The sequence below is a fragment of the Yersinia sp. IP36721 genome (assembly GCF_003634395.1).
In the GTDB taxonomy this organism is placed as follows: Bacteria; Pseudomonadota; Gammaproteobacteria; order Enterobacterales; family Enterobacteriaceae; genus Yersinia; species Yersinia entomophaga.
In genome coordinates this window covers 75373-94674 of record NZ_QCZL01000003.1, presented here as the reverse complement: position 1 = coordinate 94674, position 19302 = coordinate 75373, and the positions used below count along the sequence as shown (strand labels likewise).

Genomic DNA, 19302 nt, shown 5'->3' with positions numbered 1-19302 from the left:
CGGAAATTTATTACATCATCACCACGTCAAACTGCTCTTGGCTGTAGAGCGGTTCAATTTGAACTTTTACCTGCTTACCGACGAAAATTTCCACTTCGGCCAGCGCATGGGATTCTTCGCTCTTCAGCGCTTCCCCTACCGCAGGTGAGGCATAGACCAGGAATCTGTCGGTATCATAGGCATGGTGAACCCGCACGATTTCTCGCAGGATTTCATAGCATACCGTTTCGACGGATTTGACCGTGCCGCGACCGTGACAAGTAGGACAATCATTACACAGCACGTGCTCAATACTTTCGCGGGTGCGCTTGCGGGTCATCTCCACTAATCCTAGCTGAGAGAAACCGTTAATACTGGTTTTCACTCGATCTTTGCTCAGCGCCTGCTCTAATGAGTGTAATACACGGCGACGGTGCTCTTCATTACTCATATCAATAAAATCAATGATGATTATCCCACCGAGGTTACGCATTCGCAGCTGGCGAGCAATGGCCTGAGTGGCTTCGATATTAGTATTGAAAATGGTTTCATCGAGGTTACGGTGGCCGACAAATGCCCCAGTGTTGATATCGATGGTGGTCATAGCTTCAGTTTGGTCGATAATCAGGTAACCACCAGATTTCAATTCAACTTTACGCTCCAGAGAACGTTGAATCTCGTTTTCTACATCATACAGATCGAAAATAGGTTGTTTGCCGGAATAGTGCTCCAGCTTATTGGTCATTTCTGGAATATATTCGCGGGTAAATTCGATCAGTTGCTCATAGGTCTGGCGGGAATCGACCCGAATGCGATCCAAGGCCGCGCCCGCAAAATCCCGTAGAATTCGCTGCGCCAGAGCCATTTCGCCGTACAGTTTGCATTTAGTTTTATCACGTTTTTTACGCAGCTGTACTTTGGCCCACAGACGTTTTAAAAACGCCGCGTCCGCGGATAACTCTTCTTCACCAATACCTTCGGCGGCGGTACGGATAATAAATCCGCCCTGCTCATCGCAATAGCTGGCCACTGTATTTTTCAGACGATCGCGCTCAGCTTCGCTTTCAATACGCTGAGACACACCAACGTGCGCCGCTCCGGGCATCAACACCAGATAACGAGAAGGCAGCGTGATATCCGTAGTCAGGCGCGCGCCTTTGGTGCCCAGCGGATCTTTGACCACCTGCACCATGAGATCCTGCCCCTGACGTACCAGTTCAGCGATATCACGTACATTGAAATTCTTTTGCTCATCCCCAGCCACGCATTCGGTGTGGGGCATAATGTCTGAAGCATGAAGGAAAGCCGCCTTATCCAGGCCTATATCGACAAAAGCCGCCTGCATTCCAGGCAAAACCCGGCTAACGCGACCTTTGTAAATGTTACCGACGATGCCTCTTTTCGCTTCACGCTCAATGTGAATTTCCTGCAGGATGCCACCGTCGATGTAGGCAACCCGCGTTTCAGACGGTGTAATATTGACCAGTAATTCAGCTGTCATGTATTCCTCTCACATCACGTAGCGCGAAAAAATGACTCAGTAGTTCATGGGTTTCTACCAACGGCAGGCCGACAACGGCGTGATAACTGCCTTTAATCGCCCTGACGAAACAACCACCCTTGCCCTGAATACCGTAAGCGCCCGCTTTGTCCATCGGTTCACCGGTAGCAATATAGTCACTGATTTCTTGTTGAGATAACACGCGGAATGTCACATCTGTCACGACCATTGTGCCGAGTAAATCCTGTTTATCGGCTAATGCAACGGCGGTCATCACCTGATGCTGCTGCCCGGACAACGCACCCAACATTTGCGCGGCATGAACAGCATCTCGCGGTTTTTCCAAAACCTGTCCATTAAGCACCACAATGGTATCGGCACCGAGTACCGGTAAATCCCACTCGGCAACCGCCACTCCGGCGCGCGCTTTATCTTCAGCCAAACGTCGGACATAGTCCTCGGCGGCTTCCCCCGGATTACGCTGTTCCTCCACTTCCGTTTTCAGTATTTCAAACGGTAAATCGAGAAGCGCGAGCAGTTCACGCCGACGGGGAGAACCTGAGGCCAGATAAAGGGCTGTCATTGGAAAAATCCTTATTGCACCGCAAACTTACGGCGAATCTTACGCATTAATAAGAATAGCCACGGCCATAAGATACCGTTAATTAAACTACTCCAGAAAACTTCAGGTCGGAACGAAACGTTAATCACTAAGAATTCTGACCAGAACACCACAACATCCATCGTTAGCGACAGAAGCATCACGATTAATGCCTGCTGCCACAGCGCCATATTGCGGAATAACTGAAACTTAAAGGCCACCAGATAGGCAATGATGCTCAATGCCAACGCACGCACGCCAAGAGTTGAACCTAAAATCAGATCCAAAATCAGGCCGAGAATAAAGCCGCTGCCAACGTTAACCCGATGAGGCAATGCCATAACCCAGTAAATCAGGATCAACGTCAGCCATGACGGGCGGAACATATAAATTTCTTTTGGCCACGGCATCACCTGTAGCACCATTGCAATCAGGAATGATAGCCAGATAACCCAGCGCCCATTACTGGTGTAACGGTTCATGGCGTCGCCCTTACCGCTGGCGCGTTCGCCGGAGGCGGATTCAAACTGGCTGGCGCCGGTGGGCCGACCATTTCGCTGGCGCTTGGCAATACCTGAGGCATCATCTGCATCAGACGCTCATTAGCCACCCGATGTACTTCATTCGGCGGCAACGGCAAATCGCCATTGCGATCCGCGCCCCACAGCAACAGCAAATAACGCAGACGCTGTAAATCGGCCATTGGACGAGCCTGAATAACGGTATAGGCGCGCTGATTATCGACTTTAACCGAAGAAACCACCGCCACCGGATAACCTTCTGGGAAACGTCCACCGAGGCCAGATGTCACCAAAACATCACCAACACGAATATCAGTATTGCTTGGCAAATGTTCGAGCAATAAGTCGTCGCTACAGCCGCCACCGGCAGCAATAACGCGAATGTCATTACGCAAGACTTGAATCGGTAGCGCGTGGGACGCATCGCATATCAACAGCACGCGGCTGGTGAATTTGCTGACCGCCACTACCTGCCCGACCACGCCTTTATCACTGATCACCGGCTGGCCTTCATACACGCCATTATCGGTGCCCTTATCGATCACCACCTGATCGCTATAAGGATCGGTGCCGCTGGAAATAACCTGCGTCACCATTTTTTGTTCGTCCTGACGCAGCGGAGAGCCGAGTAACTCGCGCAGACGTGAGTTTTCCTGCTTAAACTGGCCAAGCAACTGTAGATCGGTATTTTTAAGCAACAGTTCCTGACGTAACGCACGATTTTCCAGCTCAAGCTGTTGGCGCGTTGCGATGGTTTCTGAAACGCTGTCTAAAACTTTACGTGGCCCATTGGCCAGAAAATAGAAGGGGCTAACTGCGGTGTCCATATAGGTACGAATTTTAACGAACGTACCGAGCCGGCTATCGACAATAACCAGCGCAATGGCTGCAAGAACGGCGAAGAAAAGTCGCAGTTGCAGGGATGGACCCCGGCTAAAAATCGGCTTCATAAATTATGCGTATTCCTCGACAACAAAAAGGAGGCACTAAACCTGATGATGCAATACCTTCATCCGATCCAGCCCTCCTTTTTTGGCTGACTATTCTTCGCTGAACAAATCGCCGCCATGCATGTCGATCATTTCCAACGCTTTGCCACCGCCGCGAGCTACGCAGGTCAGAGGGTCTTCTGCAACCACAACCGGAATGCCTGTTTCTTCCATTAACAAACGATCCAGATTACGCAGCAATGCGCCGCCGCCGGTTAACACCATGCCGCGTTCGGAGATATCGGAGGCCAATTCTGGTGGACACTGTTCCAGAGCAACCATAACCGCGCTAACGATGCCGGTCAGTGGCTCTTGCAGAGCTTCCAGAATCTCGTTGGAATTCAGAGTAAAGCCGCGCGGAACACCTTCTGCCAGGTTACGGCCACGGACTTCGATTTCCAGCACTTCATCACCCGGATACGCCGAGCCGATGCTGTGCTTGATACGTTCAGCCGTTGCTTCACCGATCAGAGAGCCATAGTTACGACGCACATAATTAATGATCGCTTCATCAAAGCGGTCACCACCGATGCGTACAGAAGAGGAGTAAACCACACCGTTCAGTGAGATCACCGCCACTTCCGTAGTACCGCCACCGATATCCACAACCATTGAACCGGTTGCCTCGGAAACCGGCAGGCCAGCACCGATTGCAGCCGCCATTGGCTCTTCAATCAGGAACACTTCGCGAGCACCGGCACCCTGGGCTGATTCACGAATTGCACGACGTTCTACCTGGGTAGCACCGACTGGCACACACACCAATACGCGCGGACTTGGGCGCATAAAGCTGTTGCTATGAACCTGTTTGATAAAATGCTGAAGCATTTTTTCGGTCACGAAGAAATCGGCGATAACGCCGTCTTTCATCGGGCGAATCGCGGCGATATTGCCAGGAGTACGCCCCAGCATCTGCTTGGCATCATGACCCACAGCTGCAACGCTTTTGGGGGAACCGGCACGATCCTGGCGAATAGCAACCACCGAGGGTTCATTCAGTACGATGCCTTGTCCTTTTACATAAATCAGGGTATTGGCGGTACCCAAGTCGATGGACAAGTCGTTGGAAAACATGCCACGAAATTTCTTAAACATAACGAAAGGATAATCCTGCAAGCTGGGGGCGAAAAATAAAATCCGCCTACTTTACCAACCACACGGAGCAGCGACAAGGCGCAAAAACGTCCTACTCCGGTGAAAAAGTGGCTACGTTATTCCAATCAAGTTCCGCTGAATAAGGTATATGCACTAAAACCCTTGAATAAAGGCTCATTATACCCCCCAGTCGACGCGTCGAACGGTGTAACACAGCACATAAAATCTAACATTTAACCTGATTTACCGCCGGAAGTAAGTGCCTACCAACGGTCTACGGAAATGGCTGGGACATTCTACGTTAATTTTTGCTCAACGATCAGGCTAAACATGGCCCTGTTACGAATATTTTTTCTGCTCTGGGTTCAAAAGCATCGGCGCAGCAAAAAAATTGCCCTGTCCGCCATAAACCCCTTTCTGTAGCAGCGTTTCCCATTCTTCCCTGGTCACCACTTCTGCGGCAAAAACTTTAACATTCGTACCGGCACAGGCACCAGTAAGACTTTGCACAAATAGCTGATTTTCAAGGCGGACATCAATACTTCTTACCAATCCCGGATGTAACTTAATCATTTCCACCCGTAAAGACTTAATATATGAGGTACTGACCACCGTCAATCCGGCCTGCGAAACCATCAATCTACAACCTAACCCTAATAACAATCGAATCACAGGGCGTAGGGCCTCAATATGTTGGCAGACATCCGCCTCAGCCAGCTCAAAGATAATCCGCTGACGGTAACTTTTCCGGCACTGTAATAAGGTATCCCGTAGCCAACGCTTAAAGGAACGTTGCAATAATGAATCAACGCTTATGGAAAATGCCAGCGTTTCATCCGGCCACAGCGCCAACAAAGGAATTATCCGACCTATTTTCTGTCGATCATAACGTTCGGCCAACCCGAGCAAACGTACCAACGGAGTAAACTCCGCCGCTATCAGCTCTTGTTCGCCATCAAATATCCGGCTGATGATTTCACGGTGATGAATTTTTCCATCACAGGTAATGACCGGTTTCTGATACAACCTAGGGCCACCGTTAACCAGCGTTTTTTCCAGCAATGTTCGCCACTTAACGCTACCGCGTCCTTTCTCCGGCACCTGATTGTCATAGACATACCAGCTATTGCCTCCATACAACGCCGCATTTTTGGTAGCTTGTCCAGCATTATCCATAATTTGTTCCGCCGCCTGCCCGTGGCGATAGGCCACGATACCAATATTGAGCAAAGCGTCGCGATCGATAATCTGCGGCGCTGGCATGGCACCCGCCACATGAACCAACTGTGCCGCCATCACATCGGCGTCTTTCAGAGTTTTATGCGGTAATAAAATGGCAAAATCGCTGTTGGCGTAGTGAGCTAGCAGTGCGGAAGGATAACGGTCGACAAAAGTGGAAAGCAGATTCACCATCGAATGCATCAATTCCTGCACCCGTGATTTGTCGTAAACCTCACTTAACGCATCAAAATCGGGTAAGTGCACCATCATCACTACGCCGTGGGCACCGGGTTCTTCAAGCTGGGTAGTCAGCTGATTATCAAAAAACAGCGCGTTATTCAGGCCGGTTTTAGCGTCCTGTGCGGCATAGGAGCGAATCAAAGTATCCAATTGGCTGCGTTCTTCACGCATTTCCGCCAAATCCAGCAGCAAACGGTCGAGAGCATGGCTGGCATAAGGCGGCCACTCATGAGTTTCACCGCGCAGTACATTCTCACGCTCGCCGTTGAGAATACGTCGCGCTCGGTTCTCCAGTTGCTCCTCACCTGCCGTTTGTTCCCGCAGCCAGCGAAAACTTAAAAACAGAATGACCGCAATCATCGCCACCGCCAACGACAAAATCACCGCTGCATACATTGAACGAGTGTAACTGGTGAGCGGATCGATATAAGTCAGGCGCATCGAACTGCCGGGCTGCTGTAATAATGGAAGAGACAGTTCGCGATAGCCGCTATTGGTATCCCAGGCGGTATAAGTAGGAAGGACTTTCAGATAAAACAATTGATGCTGCGAATTTTCAACGCTGATTTCAACCACGCCAATAGCGCCCATCATCAACGGCAACCAGCTACGCGGAACTTCAGGTGGATCGGTTAGTAAGGATTGATCGTACGCGGTCACGATAGTATTAAGGCGATGTTCCATTTTTTTCTGGCATAAGTAGAAAAAACTGAACGTACTCCCTAACAACATTAAACACATGGCCAATACGACCAGTAATGCCATAAACGCAGAAAGTTTGGTTGTAAATCGCATCCCTCAGCCTTGCCTACCGCAGTTAAATGGAAAGTATTCCTCACTCCTTTAGGGCAGGTACTATATGATAAAACCGACCACGGACGCTGGTTTTTTAATGTTTTATACGACAAAAACGCAATTTTTTACGAAATTCGCATCCATTGCCTCATCCTTACCCTGCATAAAGCATAGTCACTGATATAAGCATCGAGGCCAAATTTGTCCTCGGTCAGCCTTCGAACTTGATGTTTCCGGTATAGTCACCCAACCTGATGAATACGAAATTTTCGATCGTTATTAGTCGATCGTTCGTTATTAGTCGATCATTGTTAACGGCACTTCTTAGGGAGCCTCTAATGCGCGCACTGTTACTCGAACAGCACGATGGCAAAACCTTGGCCAACGTCCGTGATATTTCACCGGAACAACTGCCTGCGGGTGAAGTCACGGTTGATGTCAGTTGGTCTAGCCTGAACTACAAAGATGCACTGGCGATCACCGGTAAAGGCAAAATCATTCGTCAGTTCCCTATGGTGCCAGGCATTGATTTCGCCGGAACCGTTCACAGCAGCGAAGATCCGCGTTTTCACATTGGCCAGCGGGTATTGCTGACCGGCTGGGGCGTAGGCGAAAACCATTGGGGCGGGCTGGCAGAACAGGCGCGAGTACAGGGTGAATGGCTGGTTCCGCTCCCCGCAGGTTTGGATGCGCGCAAAGCGATGATTATCGGTACCGCCGGTTTCACTGCGATGCTGTGCGTGATGGCGCTGGAAGAAGGCGGAGTCACACCAGAAAGCGGCGAAATTGTGGTGACCGGTGCCAGCGGCGGCGTGGGCAGTACTGCGATTGCTCTGCTTTCAGCTCTGGGCTATCAGGTAGCAGCTATCAGTGGCCGTGAAGCGAATAACGACTATTTACTGTCACTCGGAGCCAAACGGGTTCTGCCGCGTAGCGATTTCAGCGATGCATCTCGTCCGTTGGAAAAACAGCTATGGGCTGGCGCTATTGATACCGTCGGCGACACTTTACTAGCCAAGGTGCTGGCACAGATGAACTATAACTCTACCGTCGCCGCCTGCGGTCTGGCCGGGGGTTATAAACTGCCAACCACGGTAATGCCTTTTATCCTGCGCAACGTGCGTTTACAAGGTGTAGATTCTGTCATGACACCGCAACCGCGCCGTCGGGCTGCCTGGGAGCGTCTGTTGAAAACGTTGCCAGAAAGCTTCTATCAACAGGCTGGACGTGAAATTACGCTAGAACAGGCTCCTGCGGTAGCAGCCGAACTGATGGAAAATCAGGTTACTGGCCGAACCTTGGTTAAAGTTCGCTAATTAGCCCATTAAAATAGAGTCATTTCATTGGGCGGATGTTTCGTTCGCCCAATCTCAGAAATTTCATATTTTCTGCTAACCTCTCGCTTTTACAGCCTTTTCACACCATGCTTTATTCCATTACGGTCAGTATGACTTTCTCTGCCCGATGGAGTAATCACATGAGCAAACAACGCAAATTAACCGAATCTGACGTCACGCCGGAAAGCGTGTTTTATCAACGCCGCAAGGTGCTGCAAGCGCTGGGTATTACCGCCGCCAGTCTGGCATTGCCGGTTTCGGCTCAGGCTGACCTACTGTCTTGGTTTAAAGGTAAAGATCAGCCCAAGGCACCGGCAGGCAAGCCGCTCACCTTCAGTAAGCCGCCAGCCTATCATCCTGACTGGGAACTGACGCCGGAAGACAAAGTGACTGGCTACAACAACTTCTACGAATTCGGTCTGGATAAAGCCGACCCGGCCGCTAACGCCGGTGGATTAAAAACCGGCGATTGGCAGATTCGTATCGATGGTGACGTCGCCAAACCAATGACGTTGAGCATCGACGATTTGCTCAAACGCTTCCCGCTGGAAGAACGCATTTATCGTATGCGCTGCGTGGAAGCCTGGTCGATGGTGGTGCCTTGGATCGGTTTCGAGCTAGGAAAACTGCTAAAGCTAGTCGAACCCACCAGCAACGCGCGCTTTGTGGCATTCCAAACCTTGTACGATCCGGATCAGATGCCGGGACAGAAAGATCGCTTTGTGGGCGGCGGGTTGAAATATCCCTATGTAGAAGGTTTGCGATTAGATGAAGCGATGCATCCGCTGGCCTTTATGACACTGGGCGTGTACGGCAAAACGTTACCACCACAGAACGGCGCGCCGCTGCGTCTGATCACGCCGTGGAAATACGGTTTTAAAGGCATTAAATCTATCGTTCATATTCGACTCACTCGCGAACAGCCGCCAACGACCTGGAATCTCAGCGCGCCGAACGAGTACGGTTTCTACGCTAACGTGAATCCCAATGTGGATCATCCGCGCTGGTCGCAGGCTACCGAACGCTTTATCGGTTCCGGCGGGATTTTAGACGTTAAGCGCCAGCCAACCCTGCTATTTAACGGCTATGCCGATCAGGTGGCTTCGCTTTATCGCGGCATGGATTTGCGGGAGAATTTTTAATGCGTCTGAGCCTGAAACAGGTCAAAGGGTTGAAAGTAGCAATCTGGCTGGCCGCCTCATTGCCCTTCTTCTGGCTAATTTTATCCGTCGATCAGGGCTGGTTCAGCGCCGATCCGTCCAAAGACATTCAGCATTTTACCGGGCGCATGACTCTCAAGCTGCTGCTGGCCACCCTGTTGGTGACACCGCTGGCTCGCTATGGCAAGCAGCCGTTGCTGATGCGCTGTCGCCGCCTGTTGGGAGTATGGTGTTTTGCCTGGGGAACCCTGCATTTAGCCAGTTATTCAGTGCTAGAGCTGGGGCTGTCCAATATCGGTTTGCTGGGGAAAGAATTAGTTACCCGCCCCTATTTAACTTTAGGTATTATTAGCTGGCTATTACTGTTCGCACTAGCAGTTACATCGACACAGTGGGCACAGAGAAAAATGGGACCTAACTGGCAAAAATTGCATAATTTCGTTTATCTCATCGCCATCCTGGCACCGATTCACTATCTTTGGTCGGTCAAAACTTTATCACCCTTGCCGATAATTTACGCAATCGCAGCAATTATTTTGTTAGCACTGCGTTATAAAAAATTTCGCCAATGGTGCCGCTAAATGCTGGGACTTCACCCTCTTCTACCCCAGATAATCCGTTAGGCTTTGTATAGTTCACCATGTTTCTTATTGAATATCTTCGCTGATAAGACCAGTATTTAGCTGCTAATTGCTACGATATCATTATAATGCTCCACCTTAGTTCCGATCGTAGTGGGAACTTCACCGTTAACAGGTGACAAATCGGTGGCATCAGGCTATTTTTGACGATGACGAACTAATTGCCGGAGATACCAGCATAATGGCGGACAAGTTTCACATTTTGCTTCTGAACGGCCCGAATTTAAATCTGCTTGGCTCTCGCGAGCCAGAAAAGTATGGTTACACCACGCTGGCAGAGATTGTTAACGGGTTGGAGACACAGGCTCAGAATTTGGGTGTTGCGTTATCCCATCTGCAATCCAATGCAGAACATGCGCTGATAGACAGAATTCATCAGGCACGGGGCAACACTGATTTCATCCTGATTAACCCGGCGGCGTTTACGCATACCAGTGTCGCTTTACGCGATGCTCTGTTAGGCGTTCAGATCCCGTTTATCGAGATCCATCTGTCTAACGTGCATGCTCGGGAGCCTTTCCGTCACCATTCATATCTCTCCGATATTGCGGTTGGCGTGATCTGCGGACTCGGCGCAGACGGCTACAACTTTGCTTTACAGGCAGCGGTCAATCGCTTGTCAAAATCCAATTAATTGCAACGCAAAAGAGTACGGAATCACACTCATGGATATTCGTAAAATCAAGAAACTGATCGAACTGGTAGAAGAATCTGGCATTTCCGAGCTGGAGATTTCAGAAGGTGAAGAATCAGTACGTATCAGTCGTGCTACAGCCGCACCAAGCTACCCAATGATGCAACAGCCTTATGCTTTTGCCGCGCCACAGCAGCCAGCATTGGCTAACGCTGTAGCACCGGCACCGGCTGCTGAAGCCGCTGCACCCGCAGCCATCAGTGGTCACATCGTGCGCTCCCCAATGGTCGGTACTTTCTACCGCACCCCGAGCCCAGATGCTAAAGCCTTCATCGAAGTAGGTCAGAAAGTTTCTGCTGGTGATACCCTTTGCATCGTTGAAGCGATGAAAATGATGAACCAAATCGAGGCAGACAAATCCGGTACTATCAAGGCCATTCTGGTCGAGAACGGTCAACCGGTTGAATTCGACGAGCCTCTTGTCGTCATCGAATAACGAGGCGTTCCATGCTTGATAAAATCGTTATCGCTAACCGCGGTGAGATCGCGCTACGTATTCTGCGAGCTTGTAAAGAGCTGGGCATCAAAACCGTAGCCGTTCACTCCTCTGCGGATCGCGATCTGAAACACGTTCTGTTGGCTGACGAAACCGTGTGTATCGGTCCGGCAGCGTCAGTCAAAAGCTATCTGAACATTCCTGCAATCATTTCAGCAGCAGAAATCACCGGCGCGGTGGCTATTCACCCTGGTTATGGTTTCCTGTCCGAAAACGCAGACTTTGCCGAGCAGGTAGAGCGTTCAGGTTTCATCTTTATCGGTCCTCGCGCCGAAACCATTCGTCTGATGGGCGACAAGGTTTCCGCAATCAGCGCCATGAAGAAAGCCGGTGTACCTTGTGTGCCGGGTTCTGACGGCCCGCTGAGCGACGACACCACGCAAAACAAAGCTTTCGCCAAACGCATCGGTTATCCGGTGATCATCAAGGCGTCCGGCGGCGGCGGCGGTCGTGGTATGCGCGTAGTGCGCAACGACAAAGATCTGGAAGAATCCATTAACATGACTCGTGCGGAAGCCAAAGCGGCTTTCAACAACGACATGGTTTACATGGAAAAATACCTTGAGAATCCGCGCCATATCGAAATTCAGATTTTGGCAGACGGTCAAGGTAACGCGATTTATCTGGCTGAACGCGACTGCTCTATGCAGCGTCGTCACCAGAAAGTGGTTGAAGAAGCGCCAGCACCGGGCATCACCAGCGAAATGCGTCGTTATATCGGCGAACGCTGTGCAAAAGCCTGTGTGGAAATCGGCTACCGCGGCGCAGGTACTTTTGAGTTCCTGTATGAAAACGGCGAGTTCTATTTCATCGAAATGAACACCCGTATTCAGGTTGAGCATCCGGTTACCGAAATGATTACCGGCGTCGATTTGATCAAAGAACAGCTACGCATCGCGGCAGGCCAGCCTCTCTCCATTAAACAGGATGAAGTGAAGGTTCACGGCCATGCGGTCGAGTGTCGTATCAACGCTGAAGATCCAAATACCTTCCTGCCAAGTCCGGGTAAAATTACCCGTTTCCATGCGCCGGGTGGCTTTGGTGTTCGTTGGGAATCTCATATCTACGCTGGCTATACCGTGCCTCCGTACTACGATTCCATGATCGGCAAACTGATCACTTACGGTGAAAACCGTGACGTGGCAATTTCCCGCATGAAAAATGCTCTGGCAGAGCTGATCATCGATGGCATCAAAACCAACGTTGAACTGCAACAGCGCATTATGAATGACGAAAACTTCCAGCACGGTGGCACCAATATCCACTATCTGGAGAAAAAACTTGGGTTGCAAGAAACCTGATTTTATTTCGCCTGAAAATCAAGGCCGGTTAATACCGGCCTTTTTTATTTTCTGATCAAACAGGGCTAGGCAAACGCCGCGCTTGCCGTAAAATCCCCTACCCTTGTTAAACTCAGAACCGTCAATACCCACGGGAGAATGAATGGACACGAGATTTGTTCAAGCCCACAAAGAAGCGCGCTGGGCCTTTGGTCTGACTCTGGCCTATCTGGCAGGCTGGTTATTGTGCGCCTATTTTCCTGGCGATGTGCCGGGGATGACCGGGTTACCCGCCTGGTTTGAAATGGCCTGTCTGGCCCTGCCACTGCTATTTATTGTGCTGTGCTGGCTGATGGTTCGCTTTATATTCCGCGATATTCCGCTGGAGGACAGTGATGCAAACTGATGTCGTCCTGCCATTAGTTGCCTATCTGGCATTGGTTTTTGGCCTTTCTATTTACGCATACACCCGGCGACAGACCGGTAATTTCCTCAACGAATACTTCATCGGCAACCGTTCGATGGGAGGGTTCGTATTGGCGATGACTCTGACCGCCACCTATATTAGCGCCAGTTCATTTATCGGCGGGCCGGGAGCTGCTTATAAATACGGCCTCGGCTGGGTATTACTGGCGATGATTCAGTTGCCAGCGGTGTGGCTGTCGCTAGGCGTACTGGGTAAGAAGTTTGCGATTCTGGCGCGTCGTTATAACGCCGTAACTCTGAATGACATGCTGTACGCACGCTATCAAAGTCGTTTACTGGTGTGGCTGGCCAGCCTGAGCCTGTTAGTCGCCTTTGTCGGTGCCATGACGGTGCAGTTTATCGGCGGAGCGCGTTTACTGGAAACCGCTGCGGGTATTCCCTACGATACTGGGCTGCTGATCTTTGGCGTTAGTATCGCGCTCTATACCTCCTTCGGAGGTTTCCGCGCCAGCGTATTGAATGATGCGCTGCAAGGGCTGGTGATGCTGGTAGGAACCATTTTACTGCTGGTTGCGGTGGTTCACGCCGCCGGCGGCCTGCATAAGGCGGTCGATACGCTACAACACATCGATCCGGCGCTGGTTTCCCCGCAAGGTGGCGACGGTATCCTCGATTTGCCGTTTATGGCGTCATTCTGGATTCTGGTGTGCTTCGGCGTCATTGGCCTGCCACATACAGCAGTACGTTGCATTTCCTATCGAGATAGCAAAGCGGTTCACCGTGGCATTATTCTGGGCACTATTGTGGTGGCGATTTTGATGTTTGGTATGCATTTGGCTGGCGCATTGGGCCGGGCGATCCTGCCAGATCTGAAAATTCCGGATCAGGTTATTCCTACGCTAATGATCACTGTGCTACCGCCGTTCGCCGCAGGGATCTTCCTCGCCGCGCCTATGGCGGCTATTATGTCGACCATCAATGCTCAGCTATTGCAGTCTTCCGCGACTATCGTCAAAGATTTGTACCTGAATTTCCGTCCGGAACAGATCAAAAACGAGCGTAAGCTGGCTCGTATTTCCAGCATGGCCACGCTGGTTCTCGGCCTGCTGCTATTGCTGGCAGCCTGGCGTCCGCCGGAAATGATTATCTGGCTGAATTTACTAGCCTTTGGCGGTCTGGAAGCGGTATTCCTCTGGCCGCTGGTTCTGGGGCTGTATTGGGAACGCGCTAACGCTCACGGTGCACTTAGCTCAATGATCGTCGGTGCGGTATGCTATACGCTACTTGCCAGTTTCGACATTAAGATCGCCGGATTGCACCCGATCGTGCCGTCACTTGTGCTGAACTTGCTGGCGTTTTATATCGGTAACCGGTTTGGCGACAGAGCGCGGGCGCGACAGCCTGTCGTCGCCAACGCTGAATAAATCGCTATTTAACGGTATTATTTACCGAAACCTTATTGACAAAAACCGGTCCAAAAACGCAAGTTGCGGAGCGGTTTTAGAAGAGAAAAGCTATGCCTTGGATCCAATTAAAGTTAAACACTTCCGGTAATCAGGCCGAATCCCTCGGGGACGCGCTGGTTGAGAGTGGCGCAGTATCCGTCACCTTCCAGGATACCCACGATAATCCGGTATTTGAGCCGCTGCCGGGGGAAACCCGTCTGTGGGGCGATACTGATGTGATTGGCCTGTACGATGCCGAAACCGATATGGCTGAAGTGATCGCTGTGCTGGAATACAACCCGCAGTTAGGCAAAGGCTTCGCCCACAAAATTGAACAACTGGAAGACAAAGATTGGGAACGTGAGTGGATGGATAATTTCCACCCAATGCGCTTTGGCGAGCGCCTGTGGATTTGCCCAAGCTGGCGCGATGTGCCAGATCCAACCGCCGTTAACGTGATGCTCGATCCCGGTTTGGCCTTCGGTACCGGTACTCATCCCACCACCTCTCTTTGTCTACAATGGCTAGACGGGCTGGATTTGGAAGGTAAAACTATCATCGATTTCGGCTGTGGCTCCGGCATTCTGGCCATTGCGGCTCTGAAGCTGGGTGCCAGCCGCGCTATCGGCATTGATATCGATCCGCAGGCCATTCAGGCCAGCCGCGATAATGCGCAGCGTAATGGCGTTTCAGAGCGTCTGGAACTGTATCTGCCGAAAGACCAGCCGACGGATCTGTCTGCCGACGTCGTTGTCGCCAATATTCTGGCTGGCCCACTGCGCGAACTGGCTCCGTTGATTAGCGTGCTGCCGAAAGTCGGCGGTCATTTGGGTCTGTCTGGCGTACTGGCGACTCAGGCTGCCAGCGTTGCTCAGGCTTATGAAGATAAATTCGCGCTGGACCCAGTGGCAGAGAAAGAAGAATGGTGCCGCATTACCGGCGTCAGAAAATAATCCCCACGCTATTTATCCCCGCTTACGGCCTCACTACGCCGCTGGCGGGGTTATTTCCCCCGTCGTCATACCCAAGCCCGCCTTTTACACTTAATCGCTGTGTGAGCTTTCTGCTGCGTTAACATGTCTTTGTTGCAGCTGATAGCGACGCGTCATGTTTTTTCCTCAAAGTGAGAGCTTTCTCACAGGATTTATGGGGTTATTACTGTGGTTTAACGCAGTTTTGCTTACTAAATCAGCAGTATCGATCGGTGTTAAAAGAAGTTTCCAGTCAATAATCAGGGTGTTTAGCAGAAAATATTGTCGTACATAAAACAACCAATAATCTATAACTGCATGTTTAATATGAATAAATAATTATTATTACAAGATTAGCTGGCTATTTATTGCTATTTTTAAGCCAATTGGTCAAAGTTTGGCCTTTCATCTGAACGTAAAAATGCGTAATATACGCGCCCTTGCGGACACAGTATGGTCATTCTTTGTCTATGCACATTGGACACTTCCAGCTTAAAAATTGCCTGATTGCCGCCCCGATGGCCGGTATAACAGACCGACCCTTCAGAGCCTTATGTCATGCGATGGGGGCTGGGATGGCTGTATCTGAAATGCTCTCCTCCAATCCGGAGGTGTGGCGGACGGATAAGTCGCGTCTACGCATGGTCCATAGCGATGAGCCCGGTATTCGTACCGTGCAGATAGCCGGTTGCGATCCGGATGATATGGCAGCGGCCGCCAGAATTAATGTGGCGGGCGGCGCTCAGATCATTGACATCAATATGGGGTGCCCGGCCAAGAAAGTGAACCGTAAGCTGGCAGGATCTGCATTGTTGCAGTATCCCGATCTGGTTAAACAGATCCTCTCCGCAGTCGTTAATGCGGTAGATGTGCCTGTCACGCTGAAAATTCGGACTGGTTGGGCTCCGGAACACCGTAACTGTATAGAGATTGCCCAATTGGCCGAAAGTTGTGGTATACAAGCCCTGACAATTCATGGCCGAACCCGTGCTTGCCTGTTTAATGGTGAAGCGGAGTACGACAGCATTCGGGCAGTTAAGCAGAGTGTTTCCATTCCGATTATCGCGAATGGCGACATAACTGACCCGCATAAAGCCAGAGCGGTACTTGATTACACTGGGGCTGACGCCCTGATGATAGGCCGTGCCGCTCAGGGGAGACCCTGGATCTTCCGGGAAATCCAGCATTATCTGGACACTGGGGAACTGCTGCCACCGATGCCACTTGGCGAAGTGCAGCGTTTGTTAAACGGGCATATACGGGAATTGCACGACTTTTATGGTCCAGGCAAGGGATTCCGTATTGCACGTAAGCACGTATCCTGGTATCTCCAGGAGCACGCCCCAAACGACCAGTTTCGGCGCACATTCAACGCCATTGAGGATGCCAGCGAACAGCTGGAGGCGTTGGAGGCATATTTCGAAAATCTTGCGTAAACAGAAAAAAGAGCTGACAGAACTATGTTCGAACAACGCGTAAATTCTGACGTACTGACCGTTGCAACCGTAAACTCACAAGATCAGGTGACTCAAAAGCCTCTGCGTGACTCGGTTAAACAAGCACTGAAGAACTATTTTGCTCAACTGAATGGTCAAGATGTAAGTGACCTGTATGAGTTGGTACTGGCTGAAGTTGAACAGCCATTGTTGGACATGGTGATGCAATACACCCGTGGCAACCAAACCCGTGCTGCCCTGATGATGGGCATCAACCGCGGTACGCTGCGTAAAAAATTAAAAAAATACGGCATGAACTGATACTAGTCAGTTAGGTTGTTGTTTAAAAAGGCGTACTCCACACGGAGAACGCCTTTTTTATTGCCTGTAAACTGCCCGCTGTTCTGAGATAAGGAGAACAACCTCGCAAAAAACAAATGATTCCTTCACTAATTAAATGGTCAATCATACTTATACAATCACAACCCTTCGTAGTAAGGTATTTTTTAGAAAAAGTTATCGCAATGTTCTGATTTTATTATTTAAATTGGTAAATATCATGTATTCTTTGTCGTCCCCGCCCATCGGGCAACCTGATAGTGCTGTATCAATCTTATCGATTCACTCAATCACTTTTCAGTCATTCAATAAGTTTCTGGTTATTAACGAGCTATATTAATTACAGCCCAAATTCTGCCTATAGCGCGGACTATCGAATATAAGGTAGATACTATAAATAATAACGCCGGTGGTTGGACTATTAATGAATCGCTGAAGGCCTGTGAATTACCTGCAAATATCAAAACAGGTTTTGCTGGCGTGACTAAAAACCTGGTTGGAGCGGAATGCGTTCCGGTATTATATGCTGCCAAGCAGAGAGGCAACGGTACCAACCCTACGCTGATTTGTGTGCAACCCCTTTCAGAAAAAGGCACGAGCAAACATCTTGTGACATTTATCCTTCAGGAATCCTTGGATAAAAAGTCAGCAGCGCCCTATCACGCCTATCGTTAAATAATTCAGTTTATTGATGGAGTTAAATAATGGAGTTAAATAATGCAGGTAAATAACAGAGATAAATAATAGAGATAAATAGTCATTTTTGTATTTTCAATTTTATTACCGCAACTAAATACACCCGCCCCTCGACAATTATTTTTGTCGGAATGGCTGCTTATTTTATTTATTAATGAAAAATCACTGCAACGGCAGTCTCTTAGCAAATCAGACAACGTCATCCTAAATATCCTGCAATGGGTAGAACAGAACGTTATTTCCCCTTGAGTTTGATTAATTAATCTCTTTATTTCACTCAGGAGATATATGTTATACTTGCCCAAAGAGCCGCTTCTCGCCTGCCAACTGCCTCCGATTGAGACCCGAAACACCGCGCGATCCCCGCTTTTAATGTAAAGATTCTGTCAATTATTGGTTTGATGAAAACGATAAGCGACAACTGGTGTCTTAAATAATGTACCGCTAACGAGTTATTTCCTTATGCGTTACACATTCGCTCCTAACGCATAATGATTGAGTTAACATGATAAAACCCCAAAAGTTCCAGCTTTCGCTGCTTCATCCTCGCTATTGGCTAACCTGGTTTGGTCTCGGCGTCCTATTTTTACTGGTTCAGTTACCTTACCCACTGCTGCAAAAGCTCGGCGTGTGGCTGGGCCGGACTTCAATGCGTTTTCTGAAACGCCGCGTCTCCATTGCCCGCCGCAATCTGGAACTGTGTTTCCCGGATATGGATAAGCAAGTGCTGGAACGCACCATTGTCGGCAACTTTGAATCCCTGGGCATGGGGCTGATGGAAACCGGAATGGCCTGGTTCTGGCCTGATTCGCGGGTTAAACGCTGGTTCACCGTTTCAGGCCTGAATCACCTGAAGAAAGCGCAGGAAGGCAACCGAGGCGTGCTGGTTATCGGCGTACACTTTATGTCGCTGGAACTCGGCGGCCGCGTGATGGGCCAATGCCAGCCGATGATGGCGATGTATCGTCCGCACAACAACAAAGCAATGGAATTTGTACAGACCTGGGGTCGTATGCGTTCGAATAAAGCTATGTTGGATCGTAAAGATCTGCGCGGCATGGTACATGCATTGAAAAAAGGCGAAGCCGTCTGGTTTGCACCTGATCAGGACTACGGCCCGCGCGGTAGCGTATTTGCCCCGTTCTTTGCCGTCAATCAGGCCGCGACTACCAGCGGTACTTTCATGCTGGCTCGTCTGGCCAAACCGGCGCTGTTACCTTTGGTGCTACTACGCAAACCCGATGGCAGTGGTTATGACCTGCTGATTCAGCCAGCGCTAGAAGATTATCCGATTGACGATGAGCAAGCCGCCGCCTGTTATATGAATAAGGTGCTGGAAAAAGAGATCTTGCGTGCGCCAGAGCAATATCTATGGCTGCATCGCCGCTTTAAAACCCGCCCAGCGGGTGCGCCTTCGCTGTATTAGCACCATCTGAATA

Annotated in this window: 18 protein-coding genes; 12 read left to right on the top strand and 6 right to left on the bottom strand. The window is 50.1% G+C overall.

Annotation, left to right across the window (positions count from 1 at the left end; all coding sequences use genetic code 11):
- Window positions 1-10: 10 nt before the first annotated feature.
- The 6 genes from rng to csrD all read right to left on the bottom strand — a co-directional run bounded on the left by rng (window position 11) and on the right by csrD (window position 6942).
- Entirely contained in the window at window positions 11-1480 is a 1470-nt protein-coding gene (rng, locus tag DBA33_RS04145; RefSeq protein ID WP_064515425.1) for a ribonuclease G, read from the bottom strand.
- On the bottom strand, window positions 1470-2063 hold the full coding sequence (locus tag DBA33_RS04140; protein WP_064515427.1) for a nucleoside triphosphate pyrophosphatase: 594 nt from the start codon (window positions 2061-2063) through the stop codon (window positions 1470-1472). The genes rng and DBA33_RS04140 overlap by 11 nt, the downstream gene beginning before the upstream one ends.
- Window positions 2064-2074: 11 nt before the next feature.
- Window positions 2075-2563, bottom strand: coding sequence for a rod shape-determining protein MreD (mreD, locus tag DBA33_RS04135; RefSeq protein ID WP_049597977.1), 489 nt, complete (start codon window positions 2561-2563; stop codon window positions 2075-2077).
- Window positions 2560-3552, bottom strand: a complete 993-nt coding sequence (mreC, locus tag DBA33_RS04130) for a rod shape-determining protein MreC (RefSeq protein WP_049597978.1) — start codon at window positions 3550-3552, stop codon at window positions 2560-2562. Before mreC ends, mreD begins: the two co-directional genes overlap by 4 nt.
- A 90-nt stretch (window positions 3553-3642) precedes the next feature.
- Window positions 3643-4686: a rod shape-determining protein MreB gene (gene mreB / locus DBA33_RS04125; protein ID WP_002228205.1), complete on the bottom strand. Its 1044-nt coding sequence runs from the start codon at window positions 4684-4686 to the stop codon at window positions 3643-3645.
- Between the two features lie 339 nt (window positions 4687-5025).
- Complete coding sequence (gene csrD, locus DBA33_RS04120; protein ID WP_064515429.1) at window positions 5026-6942, bottom strand: RNase E specificity factor CsrD; 1917 nt, start codon at window positions 6940-6942, stop codon at window positions 5026-5028.
- A 338-nt stretch (window positions 6943-7280) separates the two neighbouring features.
- Here csrD and DBA33_RS04115 point away from each other — a divergent pair, with 338 nt between their 5' ends.
- The 12 genes from DBA33_RS04115 (at window position 7281) to lpxP (ending at window position 19289) form a co-directional block, all read left to right on the top strand.
- A complete protein-coding gene (locus DBA33_RS04115; protein WP_064515431.1) occupies window positions 7281-8258 on the top strand; it encodes an MDR family oxidoreductase in 978 nt (325 codons plus the stop codon).
- 161 nt (window positions 8259-8419) lie between these two features.
- Window positions 8420-9421 carry a protein-methionine-sulfoxide reductase catalytic subunit MsrP gene (gene msrP / locus DBA33_RS04110; RefSeq protein ID WP_120805644.1) on the top strand — a complete coding sequence of 334 codons (1002 nt, stop codon included), beginning with the start codon at window positions 8420-8422 and terminating at the stop codon, window positions 9419-9421.
- Complete coding sequence (msrQ, locus tag DBA33_RS04105; protein ID WP_064515435.1) at window positions 9421-10020, top strand: protein-methionine-sulfoxide reductase heme-binding subunit MsrQ; 600 nt, start codon at window positions 9421-9423, stop codon at window positions 10018-10020. Before msrP ends, msrQ begins: the two co-directional genes overlap by 1 nt.
- A 241-nt stretch (window positions 10021-10261) precedes the next feature.
- On the top strand, window positions 10262-10714 hold the full coding sequence (gene aroQ, locus DBA33_RS04100) for a type II 3-dehydroquinate dehydratase (RefSeq protein WP_049597986.1): 453 nt from the start codon (window positions 10262-10264) through the stop codon (window positions 10712-10714).
- Window positions 10715-10745: 31 nt separating this feature from the next.
- Window positions 10746-11210: an acetyl-CoA carboxylase biotin carboxyl carrier protein gene (accB, locus tag DBA33_RS04095; RefSeq protein WP_064515437.1), complete on the top strand. Its 465-nt coding sequence runs from the start codon at window positions 10746-10748 to the stop codon at window positions 11208-11210.
- An 11-nt stretch (window positions 11211-11221) separates the two neighbouring features.
- Window positions 11222-12571 (top strand): acetyl-CoA carboxylase biotin carboxylase subunit, encoded by a 1350-nt coding sequence (gene accC, locus DBA33_RS04090; protein ID WP_064515439.1) that lies wholly within the window; start codon window positions 11222-11224, stop codon window positions 12569-12571.
- A gap of 142 nt (window positions 12572-12713) precedes the next feature.
- The gene (locus tag DBA33_RS04085) at window positions 12714-12956 is read left to right on the top strand and encodes a YhdT family protein (RefSeq protein ID WP_064515441.1); all 243 of its coding nucleotides are present in this window, start codon (window positions 12714-12716) and stop codon (window positions 12954-12956) included.
- On the top strand, window positions 12946-14400 hold the full coding sequence (panF, locus tag DBA33_RS04080) for a sodium/pantothenate symporter (RefSeq protein ID WP_064515443.1): 1455 nt from the start codon (window positions 12946-12948) through the stop codon (window positions 14398-14400). The genes DBA33_RS04085 and panF overlap by 11 nt, the downstream gene beginning before the upstream one ends.
- A 92-nt stretch (window positions 14401-14492) precedes the next feature.
- Window positions 14493-15374: a 50S ribosomal protein L11 methyltransferase gene (gene prmA, locus DBA33_RS04075; protein ID WP_064515445.1), complete on the top strand. Its 882-nt coding sequence runs from the start codon at window positions 14493-14495 to the stop codon at window positions 15372-15374.
- Between the two features lie 488 nt (window positions 15375-15862).
- Window positions 15863-16828 (top strand): tRNA dihydrouridine synthase DusB, encoded by a 966-nt coding sequence (gene dusB, locus DBA33_RS04070; protein WP_071925585.1) that lies wholly within the window; start codon window positions 15863-15865, stop codon window positions 16826-16828.
- Window positions 16829-16852: 24 nt separating this feature from the next.
- Window positions 16853-17149, top strand: a complete 297-nt coding sequence (gene fis / locus DBA33_RS04065) for a DNA-binding transcriptional regulator Fis (protein WP_002210061.1) — start codon at window positions 16853-16855, stop codon at window positions 17147-17149.
- A 1219-nt stretch (window positions 17150-18368) separates the two neighbouring features.
- Window positions 18369-19289 (top strand): kdo(2)-lipid IV(A) palmitoleoyltransferase, encoded by a 921-nt coding sequence (gene lpxP / locus DBA33_RS04060; RefSeq protein ID WP_064515448.1) that lies wholly within the window; start codon window positions 18369-18371, stop codon window positions 19287-19289.
- Window positions 19290-19302: the final 13 nt, after the last annotated feature.

What these genes read in the sequence shown, in the direction of transcription:
- msrQ (WP_064515435.1), top strand. Translation starts at nt 9,421, where the DNA reads ATGCGTCTGAGCCTGAAACAGGTCAAAGGGTTGAAAGTAGCAATCTGG.
- panF (WP_064515443.1), top strand. Translation starts at nt 12,946, where the DNA reads ATGCAAACTGATGTCGTCCTGCCATTAGTTGCCTATCTGGCATTGGTT.
- rng (WP_064515425.1), bottom strand. Translation starts at nt 1,480, where the DNA reads ATGACAGCTGAATTACTGGTCAATATTACACCGTCTGAAACGCGGGTT.
- accC (WP_064515439.1), top strand. Translation starts at nt 11,222, where the DNA reads ATGCTTGATAAAATCGTTATCGCTAACCGCGGTGAGATCGCGCTACGT.
- DBA33_RS04085 (WP_064515441.1), top strand. Translation starts at nt 12,714, where the DNA reads ATGGACACGAGATTTGTTCAAGCCCACAAAGAAGCGCGCTGGGCCTTT.
- prmA (WP_064515445.1), top strand. Translation starts at nt 14,493, where the DNA reads ATGCCTTGGATCCAATTAAAGTTAAACACTTCCGGTAATCAGGCCGAA.
- mreB (WP_002228205.1), bottom strand. Translation starts at nt 4,686, where the DNA reads ATGTTTAAGAAATTTCGTGGCATGTTTTCCAACGACTTGTCCATCGAC.
- mreC (WP_049597978.1), bottom strand. Translation starts at nt 3,552, where the DNA reads ATGAAGCCGATTTTTAGCCGGGGTCCATCCCTGCAACTGCGACTTTTC.
- mreD (WP_049597977.1), bottom strand. Translation starts at nt 2,563, where the DNA reads ATGAACCGTTACACCAGTAATGGGCGCTGGGTTATCTGGCTATCATTC.
- fis (WP_002210061.1), top strand. Translation starts at nt 16,853, where the DNA reads ATGTTCGAACAACGCGTAAATTCTGACGTACTGACCGTTGCAACCGTA.
- msrP (WP_120805644.1), top strand. Translation starts at nt 8,420, where the DNA reads ATGAGCAAACAACGCAAATTAACCGAATCTGACGTCACGCCGGAAAGC.
- DBA33_RS04140 (WP_064515427.1), bottom strand. Translation starts at nt 2,063, where the DNA reads ATGACAGCCCTTTATCTGGCCTCAGGTTCTCCCCGTCGGCGTGAACTG.
- csrD (WP_064515429.1), bottom strand. Translation starts at nt 6,942, where the DNA reads ATGCGATTTACAACCAAACTTTCTGCGTTTATGGCATTACTGGTCGTA.
- lpxP (WP_064515448.1), top strand. Translation starts at nt 18,369, where the DNA reads ATGATAAAACCCCAAAAGTTCCAGCTTTCGCTGCTTCATCCTCGCTAT.
- DBA33_RS04115 (WP_064515431.1), top strand. Translation starts at nt 7,281, where the DNA reads ATGCGCGCACTGTTACTCGAACAGCACGATGGCAAAACCTTGGCCAAC.
- aroQ (WP_049597986.1), top strand. Translation starts at nt 10,262, where the DNA reads ATGGCGGACAAGTTTCACATTTTGCTTCTGAACGGCCCGAATTTAAAT.
- accB (WP_064515437.1), top strand. Translation starts at nt 10,746, where the DNA reads ATGGATATTCGTAAAATCAAGAAACTGATCGAACTGGTAGAAGAATCT.
- dusB (WP_071925585.1), top strand. Translation starts at nt 15,863, where the DNA reads ATGCACATTGGACACTTCCAGCTTAAAAATTGCCTGATTGCCGCCCCG.